The 9791-nt window shown below is 66.1% G+C and carries 10 protein-coding genes; 3 read left to right on the forward strand and 7 right to left on the reverse strand.

Features of this window, described 5'->3' with window-relative positions; genetic code table 11:
* The 5 genes from JNK68_14870 to JNK68_14890 form a co-directional block, all read right to left on the reverse strand.
* Positions 1–800 (reverse strand): FAD-dependent oxidoreductase (locus JNK68_14870; protein ID MBL8541628.1); only part of this gene is annotated, 800 nt, incomplete at its 3' end.
* 22 nt (positions 801–822) lie between these two features.
* Positions 823–1077 (reverse strand): cell division topological specificity factor MinE, encoded by a 255-nt coding sequence (gene minE, locus JNK68_14875; GenBank protein ID MBL8541629.1) that lies wholly within the window; start codon positions 1075–1077, stop codon positions 823–825.
* Positions 1078–1088: 11 nt separating this feature from the next.
* Positions 1089–2063, reverse strand: a complete 975-nt coding sequence (gene minD / locus JNK68_14880) for a septum site-determining protein MinD (protein ID MBL8541630.1) — start codon at positions 2061–2063, stop codon at positions 1089–1091.
* 41 nt (positions 2064–2104) lie between these two features.
* Positions 2105–2833: a septum site-determining protein MinC gene (gene minC / locus JNK68_14885; protein ID MBL8541631.1), complete on the reverse strand. Its 729-nt coding sequence runs from the start codon at positions 2831–2833 to the stop codon at positions 2105–2107.
* A gap of 103 nt (positions 2834–2936) precedes the next feature.
* Entirely contained in the window at positions 2937–3416 is a 480-nt protein-coding gene (locus JNK68_14890) for a YqhA family protein (protein MBL8541632.1), read from the reverse strand.
* A gap of 164 nt (positions 3417–3580) precedes the next feature.
* Between JNK68_14890 and JNK68_14895 the strand changes: the two genes are divergently transcribed.
* The gene (locus tag JNK68_14895) at positions 3581–5329 is read left to right on the forward strand and encodes an FAD-dependent oxidoreductase (protein MBL8541633.1); all 1749 of its coding nucleotides are present in this window, start codon (positions 3581–3583) and stop codon (positions 5327–5329) included.
* On the opposite strand, the gene JNK68_14900 is transcribed toward JNK68_14895, so the two are convergent.
* Positions 5299–6222 (reverse strand): class I SAM-dependent methyltransferase, encoded by a 924-nt coding sequence (locus JNK68_14900; protein MBL8541634.1) that lies wholly within the window; start codon positions 6220–6222, stop codon positions 5299–5301. The genes JNK68_14895 and JNK68_14900 overlap by 31 nt on opposite strands.
* A 248-nt stretch (positions 6223–6470) precedes the next feature.
* On the opposite strand from JNK68_14900, the gene JNK68_14905 reads away from it, so the two are divergent.
* On the forward strand, positions 6471–8228 hold the full coding sequence (locus JNK68_14905) for a hypothetical protein (protein MBL8541635.1): 1758 nt from the start codon (positions 6471–6473) through the stop codon (positions 8226–8228).
* A gap of 56 nt (positions 8229–8284) precedes the next feature.
* Positions 8285–8839, forward strand: a complete 555-nt coding sequence (locus tag JNK68_14910) for a hypothetical protein (GenBank protein MBL8541636.1) — start codon at positions 8285–8287, stop codon at positions 8837–8839.
* 10 nt (positions 8840–8849) lie between these two features.
* Here JNK68_14910 and JNK68_14915 read toward each other — a convergent pair whose 3' ends face one another.
* Complete coding sequence (locus JNK68_14915) at positions 8850–9770, reverse strand: transporter (protein ID MBL8541637.1); 921 nt, start codon at positions 9768–9770, stop codon at positions 8850–8852.
* Positions 9771–9791 lie beyond the last annotated feature (21 nt).

Raw genomic sequence — 9791 nt, forward strand, 5'->3', positions numbered from 1 at the left:
GCCACCAGCACCTGCGCGAAGCGCTCCCCGTGTTCCGCGCCCTGCGCATCGCGCCAGCGCAGCAGAATGTCCCGTTCGCCGGGCTCGGGCTCCAGCATCTTCACGCCGAGCCGCAAATCGAGGTCGGCGCGAAGCTCGTGCTCGGCGACGCGCCTGACTTCGGGATCGGTGAACCCGGTGACTTCGGTGAACGGGTTGAAGAACGCGACGCGCACGCCGAGGCGCTGCAGTGCCTGACCGAGCTCGAGCGCGATGACGCCGGTGCCGATGACGGCGAGACTCTCGGGCAGATCCGTGAGCTCGAACACATCGTCGCTCACGAGGATGCGGCTGCGGATGCGGTCGAACGGCGGCGGCACGAAGGGCTCGCTGCCGGCCGCGACGATGACGCTCCGCGCCTCGACGCGAACGCGATCGTCGACTGTGAGCGTGGTCGGCCCGATGAAGCGGGCATGACCCGAAAGCCGCTGCGCCTCTGGGATCGCCTGTGTTCCCTCGACCATGAAGGCGACGAAGCGGTCGCGCTCGCGCCGCACCCGTTCCATCACCGCGGCGCCGTCGACGCGGCGTCCGCCGACCGCGTGCACGCCGAAGACGGGGGCCGCGTCGATGGCGTGCGCCGCCTCCGCCGCGGCGATGAGAAGCTTCGAAGGCATGCAGCCCACGCGCGCGCAGGTGGTGCCGTACGGTCCCTGCTCGATGAGCAGCGGCCGTCCGCCGCGCTTTTCCACCTCACGGCGCGCGTTGAGGCCGGCGGTACCTGCGCCGATGATCGCCACGTCAACGGACACCGTGTCCATCTGCACCCGCCCCCGTGCGACGTCAGGCGTTCGGCATCTCGATCTTGACCTCCAGCACTTCCAGGTTGTCCTGGCGCTCGAGCGAGACGCGGATGTCGCGCCGATCGATGTGGACGTACTTCGAGACGACGTCGACCAGCTCGCGCTGCAGCGCCGGCAGCCAGTCTGCCGCGGCGCCCCGTGCGGTACGCTCGTGCGCCAGAATGATCTGCAGGCGTTCCTTCGCGATCGTCGCCGTCTTCTTCTTCTCTCCCAGAAAGAATGACAGGAAGGACATGCGCCGCTCCCTCATCGGTTGCCGAACAGCCGCTTGAAGAAACCCGGCTTCTGGTAGTCGGTAAAGCGCAGGGGAATGTCCTCGCCGAGAAAGCGCGAGATGACGTCCCGGTAGGCCTCGGCGACATCCGTGCCGTTGAGGTGTACCGCCGGCAGACCCTGATTGGATGCCTGCAGGACCGACTCCGACTCGGGAATGACGCCGATCAGCTTGATGCGCAGGATCTCCTGGATGTCCTCGAGCGACAGCATCTCGCCGCCGACCACCCGCTTCGGGTTGTAGCGGGTGATCAGCAGGTGCTCCTTGATCGGCTCCGCACCGTCGATCGCGCGCTTGGTCTTGGAGGCGAGAATGCCGAGGATGCGATCCGAGTCGCGCACCGACGAGACTTCCGGATTGGTCACCACGAGCGCCTCGTCGGCGTAGTGCATGGCGAGCAGGGCACCGGTTTCGATGCCCGCGGGCGAGTCGCAGACGATGTAGTCGAAGCCCATGTCGTGCAGCCCCTTGAGGACGTTCTCGACACCCTGCTGGGTGAGCGCGTCCTTGTCGCGGGTCTGCGAGGCCGGCAGCACATGCAGGTTGTCGCAGTTCTTGTCGCGGATCAGCGCCTGGTGCAGCGAGGCTTCCTCGTGGATGACGTTGATCAGATCGTAGACCACGCGACGCTCGCATCCCATGATGAGATCGAGGTTACGCAGGCCGACGTCGAAGTCGATCACGGCCGTCTTGTAGCCGCGCAGCGCGAGACCGGCGGAGAAGCTCGCCGCCGTCGTGGTCTTGCCGACGCCGCCCTTGCCGGAGGTGATGACGACGATGCGTGCGGTCTTCGCGGGCGCGGGTGCGGTGGCAGCGGGTTCGGCAGCCGGGGGCGCAGCAGGCGCCGCTTCGGCTGCGGCCGGTGCAGCGGGTGCTGGAGTGGCTGCCGGATCGGGTGTTGCAGCCGGTGCTGCGTCGGGTGCTGCAATGGGCTCGGATTGATTCATGGGCATCTCGAATGTTGAGGACACCGCTCCAAGTGGTCGGGTCAGCGCAGGTCGAGCGCTTCGACGATCAGCCGTTCGCCGTCGAGACGCACCTGCGCCGCCTTGCCCTGCACGTCCTCCGGCAGGTTGGTCTCGACCGTGCGATAAAAGCCTGCAATGGAGTAGAGCTCGGGCTCCATGCAAGTGCAAAAGATGCGCGCGTCGCGATCGCCGTGCACGCCCGCGAGCGCACGGCCGCGCAGCGGTGCATAGACGTGGATGTTGCCGCCGGCGATGATCTCCGCGCCGTGGCTGACCAGGCCGAGCACGATGAGATCGCCGGCGGCGTGCAGGCGCTGACCGGAGCGCAGCGGCTTGTCGACGATCATCGCGGTGGTCGCGCGCGTGACGATCTCCGGTCGTTCGGTGACAGCCTTCGCGGGGGGCTCCGGTTCCGCTGGTGGCGGGCGGCGCACGTCGCGATCCGGGAACACGGTCAGTCCGCTCGCACCCGCCCATTCCTGCTGCGCGTCGAGCGCGACCACGCCGATCGGGCGCAGGCGCAAAGCCAGCAGGAGGTCGCTCAGCTCCTTGAGCGGCAGCTCGCTGGGGGGCGGCAGCCGGCGCACGTCGAGCACCACGGCATCGTTGGCGAAAAATTCCGGCATCGCCCCGTAGCGCGCATCGAGCTCGTCGCGCAGCAACGCGATCTCGGCCGTCTTGACGATGAAGTGCAAGGCGTCGACCGAGCCGTTCTTCAGTTCGAACGTGGAGGCATCCTTCGGGGGCATGACGGGTGCAGCTAAAAATCGGGCGATTGTACTCCCAGAGCCTGCGCTCGCGAGAGCGGATTTCTCGCAGCCCGATTAATCAACGGGGTATCGATGCGGGCAGTCAATCACGCTGCCATTTTTTCTTCAGGTAAAGAAAGAACGTGAGGGCGGCGATGATAAGGCCGAGCACCGCGCCGAACTTGAGCAGATCGCGCTCGCCATCCCAGGCCACCGCTTCGCGCAGAAAGAGCACGGCGAGCACGGCGATCACGATGCTCACGAGATTCGCCTTGAGATCCTCGAGGTCGTGAACTTCCAGCCAGCGCGGCAGCGGCAGCTTGTCGTCGATGAACAGGGCGTAGAGACCGAGGCTGATGATGTAGACGGCGATCGCGATCAGGAAGACGTCGACCGCCTCGATCAGCCCGATGGCGATGACCTTGGCGCCCTGCGGCGAAATCTCTCCCTCGCCGATGATGCGCACCACCGCCTGCGCAACCACCAGCGCCTCGTAGACGAGCAGCACGCAAGAGGCGACGAAGGTGCCGACGACGGCGATGAGGACGATGTAACGGCTGGAGGCCAGGACGCGGCGCAGCATCGGTGGGATCTCCCCCGCAGGGTCGCGAAAACCGGCCGCGATATTAGCACGCGTGGTGATCGGCGCCGGCGTCGGGGCGTGCGACCTAGGTCACAGACGGCCGTCGCTCCCGTCTTTAGAATCGACCTCGTCAAGTGAGCATGAGCGTTCGTGGAGGTCCAGTCATGGCATCGGAACTCAAGCGCGGTGCGCCGCGTCGGGTGGTGGTGGTCGGCGGGGTGGCGGGCGGAATGTCCGCTGCCGCCCGGTTGCGACGGCTCGACGAGCGCGCGGAGATCCTCGTGCTGGAGCGCGACGACTACGTCTCGTTCGCCAACTGCGGGCTGCCGTATCACATCGGCGGCGAGATCGAAGAGCGCGACGCGCTGCTCCTGCAGACGCCGCAGAGTCTGGCGGATTCGCTCGCGCTCGAAGTCCGCACCGGGCACGAGGTGGTCGCGATCGACCGCGCGGCAGCGCGCGTGCGCGTCGTCGAGCGCGCGAGCCGCCGCAGCTACGAGGAGCGCTACGACCGGCTGGTGCTCGCCACCGGTGCCGCGCCGGTGAAGCCGCCGCTGCCGGGCATCGATCATCCGCGCGTCTTCACCCTGCGCTCGATTCCCGACATGGATGCGATCAAGCGCGTGGTGGACGCCGGGGCGCGCAGCGCGGTCGTCGTCGGCGGCGGTTACATCGGGCTGGAAGTGGCCGAGGCGTTCCGCCATCGCGGGCTGGAGGTGACGCTGGTCGAGGCCGGTGAACACGTGATGGCGGTGCTCGACCCCGAGATGTCGCGCGAGGTCGAGGACCATCTGGAAGCCAAGGGGGTACGCCTCCACCTCGAGACGACGGCACACGGCTTTGCGCCGGCGCATGGGGGTGCGGTGAGCGTCGACCTGGGCGGTGTCGGCAGCGTGGTCGCCGATCTCGTCGTGGTCGCGGTCGGTGTGCGGCCTGAATCCTCGCTCGCGCGCGCGGCGGGACTCGACGTGACGCAGCGGGGTGCCGTCATCGTCGACGAGCACCAGCGCACGTCGGATCCCGCGATCTACGCCGTCGGCGATGCCGTGGCGGTGCGCGACACCGTCACCGGCGAGCGTGTGGTCGTGCCGCTCGCCGGTCCAGCCAACCGTCAGGGGCGCATCGCGGCGGACCACATCGTGCGCGGCGCCGGGCGCAGCAGCGCGCGCTACACGACGACGCAGGGCACCGGTGTGGTCAAGATCTTCGACATGACGGTGGCGATGACCGGCGCGTCCGAGGCGACCCTGCGCCGCATCGGCCATCGCTACGGAAAGGTCTACCTGCATCCGAGCGGCCATGCGAGTTACTATCCCGGCACCGCGCCGATGCATCTCAAGCTGCTGTTCGACGCCGAGGACGGGCGCGTGCTCGGCGCTCAGGCCGCCGGCTGGGATGGTGTCGACAAACGCATCGACGTGCTGGCGGTGGCAATCCGCGCAGGTCTTGCCGTCGAGGACCTGGAAGAACTCGAACTCGCCTACGCGCCGCCCTATGGTTCGGCCAAGGATCCGGTCAACATGGCCGGCTTCCAGGCTGCGAACGTGCTGCGCGGCGACCTCAAGCTCTGGTACGCGGAAGAGTGGGGAACGCTTCCCGCCGATGCCGTCGTCCTCGACGTGCGCTCTCCGGCGGAGCACGAGCACTGGCGCCTGCCGGGTTCGACGCTCATTCCCCTCAAGCAGCTGCGCCAGCGTCTCGCCGAATTGCCGCGCGAGAGGCCGGTCTACGTCTACTGTCGTTCCGGCTTTCGTTCGTATCTCGCGTACCGCGTGCTCGCGCAGGAGGGGTTCGACGTGCGCACCCTGAGCGGCGGCGAGCTCACTTTCCGCGCCGTTCACCGCGGCAGCCCGAAAGGCGCGCGCCCGGCGCCGGTGATCACCTACGCGGAAGACGAGACGGCACTCACCTGAGAGCCCGGGCCGGGTTCATCCCGGAAGATATTCCGGGGTTTCTCGAGCACGATCCGATAGAGCGCAAGGTTCTCCAGCGCGAAGCCGAATTCGGAGCCCTGCAGGTAGTCGACGTAGCGCTTGTAGACGGCCTCGCCGTGCAGTGCGATGGCGCGCTCGCGATTGCGCTTGAGGTTGTTCCTCCACAGTTTGCAGGTGTGCTGGTAATCCCTGGCGTGGTTGACGACCTTCCGGATATTGAGCACGTCTTCGGCGGCGATGATGATTTCCTGCAGCCGGGGCAGTTCCGAACCGGGAAAGACGATGCTCGACAGCCGGGATGTCTGTTCGCGCTTCCTCTCGCCCACGCAGCCATGTGCAATGGTCTGCAGCGAGAGCCGGCCCGGAAACACCAGCCACGACGCGCACTTCTCGAAGAACGCGCGGTAGGCAGCAACCTTTTCTGTCGGTGTCATGCCGGGGCGGGCGAAATGCTCGAAGGCGCCGATGGAGATGATCGCGTCGTAGGGTGTCGCGGGTACGTGCTCCTGCCACGCTTCCTGGCGGACTTCGACGCCTTGCATGCCGCGTTCTCGGATCCATTGCGCCTGCGCCGCGCTCAGGGTCAGTCCGACTGCGCGTCTCACGCGGTGCACCTGCGTCAGCTGGTGGAGCAGCGTGCCCCAGCCACAGCCGATGTCGAGTACGGTCTCCTTGCCGACGGCGTTCGCGCTCTCGACGTGATACGCAAGCTTCCGCAGTTGAGCCTCGGCGAGATTTTCATCTGTCTGCTCGCCTTGCCACAAGGCGCACGAGTAATTCATGCCTTCGTCCAGCCACAGGCGGTAGAAGTCGTTACCCACGTCGTAGTGGCACTGGATCTCGGCAGCAGAGGCGCCCGTGTTGGCGCGCATGCCATCGTTGTCATCATCCATATCGATGCGACCTTGGCGGCTTGATGGTCATCGTTGAGATGCGAATGCTACCTCGCGCGGGCCAGCGCGACGAGGGCCCGATGAGTTGTCGCGTATTCCCTGCCGGCTTCCATAATTCAGTACCGGAAGAGTACGATCGGGGAAGCGACATCGGCGCGCGGCCGGCTGCTGCATGGATGCAGACAAGTCGCGTGGCGTGACAGCCACATCTCTGGGAGGCAGCAAGCATGAGTCTTCGGTCAGGTACGAGCGCCCTGTTGGCGATGGTGTTGCCTGCATTGCTCGCGGGGTCAGTCCACGCCGTCGATGTATGGACCGTCGGCGTGAACAACACTCGCCAGGGCTGGAACAAGTTCGAGACGGTACTGACACCGGCGAACGTTCCCAATCTCAGGAAGATCCGCGAGTTCGCCGTCGACGAGAAGGTCGACGTGTCGCCGCTCGTGGTGGGTAACAGGCTCTATGTGTTTACGATGAATACCACGGTCTACGTCTTCGACACCAACACGGGGGCGCAACTTGGCAAGCGTCAGCTTGCCGCGCCTTTCGATCCGTGTGCGCAGCCCGGCAACATGGACATGTGGTGCCTCTATCACAACTGGGGCATCACGGCGACGCCGGTGATCGATATCGCCACCAACACGCTCTACGTGGCCACGCTGGCAAAGCCGAACGCACAGGCCAGCAATCAGGATCGCATCAACCTGCTCTGGGTGATGGATGCGAACACGCTCGTCGACCGGCGACCACCGTTGCTCATCGCAGGCAATGCCGACAACGGTGGCGGCGGTCTCGCCAACGGCTTCACGACGCCGTACCAGAAGATGCGTGCGGGCTTGGGGTTGCTCACGGGTGACGACGGAAACAAGGCGCTCATCATCGCGTTCTCCATGAATGGCGAGAACCCGAACGGGCCCGGACATGGATTCGTGGTCGCGTACGACGTGCGTGGACTGAACGGCGAGGCCGGCTTCACGCCGACGCCTGCCATCTGGAACGTGACGCCCGGTGGAGGCGCCGGAGGCATCTGGATGGCAGGGTCCGGGCCGGCGATCGACGGCAACGACATCTACTTTACGACGGGCAACGGCATGGACCCGGGAACGAATCCGGGCAATTTCGCCGAGAGCTTCGTCAAGCTGCATTACACGGCGGGCGCTGCCAACGTGAACGGCGGGAAACCGAAGCTCGAGGTCGCGGACTTCTGGTGTGCGTTCAGCGATTTCGGGCGTGCGGATGGCGATCAGGATCTCGCCTCGGCGGGTGTCTTCATCGTGCCGGCGCGCGGCAACCTCGTCGGCGGCGGCAAGGACGGCATCCTCTACAACCTGAACATGAACAACCTCGGGAAGAACTCGTGGCAGCCGCATTTCAATCTTCCCTTCGTCGCCACCTACCTGCCGAATGCACCGAACGGCGACGCCGGCCTGCCGACGTCGACGGTACCCGATCCCAACTGGCCGATCGTCAATCGCGATCGCAACCTGCCATGGAATACGCCAGACCAGAAGACGCATCACATCCACGGCACGCCCGTCTACATGGAGCGGGCGACCAAGGGCATCGTTTACGTCTGGGGCGAGAACGAGCGTCTCAAGGCCTACAACTACGACTTCGGGACGAAGCGCATCGCGTCGTTCCGCGGTGAGGGCGTGCGCTACGCCTCGGGCAAGCCGGGTGAGCCCGGTGGCATGCCGGGCGGACGGCTCGTCGTCTCCTCCAACGATACGTTTCCTGCCACCGGGGTGGTGTGGGCAACCTACCCGACCAAGGGGGACGCGAACTCCAAGGTCGTTCCCGGTGCGCTCGTCGCCTACGACGCCACGACGCTCGTCAACGGCACGCAGATGAAGGAGCTGTTTCACAGCGATACCAAAGCGGGAGACAAGCTCGGAAACTTCGCCAAGTTCTCCACGCCGGTCGTCGCGAACGGCAAGGTCTACGTGGCCACGTTCAGCAACAAGGTCGTCCAGTACGGACTGTAAGACAGGAGGCGCTACGCGCCCCTGCATTGCGTCGACACCCGCTTTCGGAGGCTCCCATGAGACATCTCGCAGTGATGGCAGGCGTGCTGCTGTCCGCCTGCAGCAGTGCGCCAACCCGGATGACCGCCACGCCGGCGCAGCCGGCGACGCCACAGACCGCGTCCCCGGCTGCAGCGGCGCCGATGCAGCCGGCGGTGCCGGCGCCGGCCGTGGCCGCCGCGGAGGCCGCGCCCCCGGTCAGCGATCTCGGTGATCTGGAGACGATGACGCTGGGTTGCCCCAAGGCGGGACTGAACGCCGCGGCGCGGGAGGCTGCCCGGGCGCGCGCCCAGGGACGCTACCAGTTCTCGTACTTCAGGATCATCAGCGATTCCCATCATGCGCTCTACGAAGTCCGTTTCACGAGCAACGATCACGAGGACCCGGAGCTGAAATACTGCGTATCCATCTATTGCCAGCAGGGCTGGGATCCCAGGAACACGAAGGTGTTGGTGACTCCCATGGGCGAGGCGGCAACGCCGGACAAAACCGATGCTGCGGGTGCAGCGCACGGCGGACACTGCGGGATGGACGCAGCGATGCCTGCGAAGCCGCGATCGAAGAAGCGCTGACGAGCACAGCTCAGAAGGCGAGACTCCAGTTCGCGTAGAGGGTGCCGACGCGGTCGAGCTGATAGCCGTTCACGTCCGTATACACGGGTTGCAGCCATTCGATGCTGAAGCGGTTGCCGCGCAGCCAGCCCGACTCCACGACGCTGTTGAGGCCGAAGCCGACGTCGAGAAAGTTGCCGCCGTAGTTGGCCTGCAGATCGGGCGGGCTGCTGTGGTTGTGCGCACCGTTGTAGTGGCCCTCGATGTCGCCCTGGCTCGTGTACAGCATGCGCAGCGACCCCGACAGCCAGTCGAGCAGGCGGTAGCTGCCCCAGCCCGTGGCCTGGAAGACGTCACCGTAGCGGAATCCGGCCTCGTTCTCGCCTTCCAGGCGGATCACCCCGAGCAGCTGCGCGCCCCAGGCGAAGCGGTCTGCGCGCCCGGTGTAGGTCAGGCTCGGCACGAAGTCCCAGGTCCCGCTGCCCAGTTGCATCATGTAGTGCGTGTAGCGCCCGTCCGCGCCCTTCTGGGTGACCGAACCGGTGGGAGCACTGAATGTGATGCCGACGTGCGCATGGTTGACCGGGTCGTCGTAGAGACGCACCAGCGCGGACAGCAAGGTGTCGCCGAAACCGTCGGTGCTGTGCGAGTGCGATCCCGCGCCGCCGTGTCCGCCGTGCTCGCCCGCATCCGAGCCAGGGAGCGTCGGCAGCGCCTGCATGCTCATGTCCATGCTGACGTACTGCGGCATGACCATCAGACTGAGCCAGTCGGTCGGCGCGTACATGATGTCGAGCATGCTCATGTACATGTTCATGCTGGTCGGCTTCATCGAGTAGCCGGCGGCGGCGAGGGCGACGTCGCTGACGCTGCTCGTCCCGTGCAGCACGTCGCCGGCCTGTCGGCTGTACATGAAGCGATAGCCGACCATGAACTCGCCGGCCTTGTGCATGTGATCGAAAAGCACGCCGGC

This window comes from Betaproteobacteria bacterium (genome assembly GCA_016791345.1).
In the GTDB taxonomy this organism is placed as follows: domain Bacteria; phylum Pseudomonadota; class Gammaproteobacteria; order Burkholderiales; family JAEUMW01; genus JAEUMW01.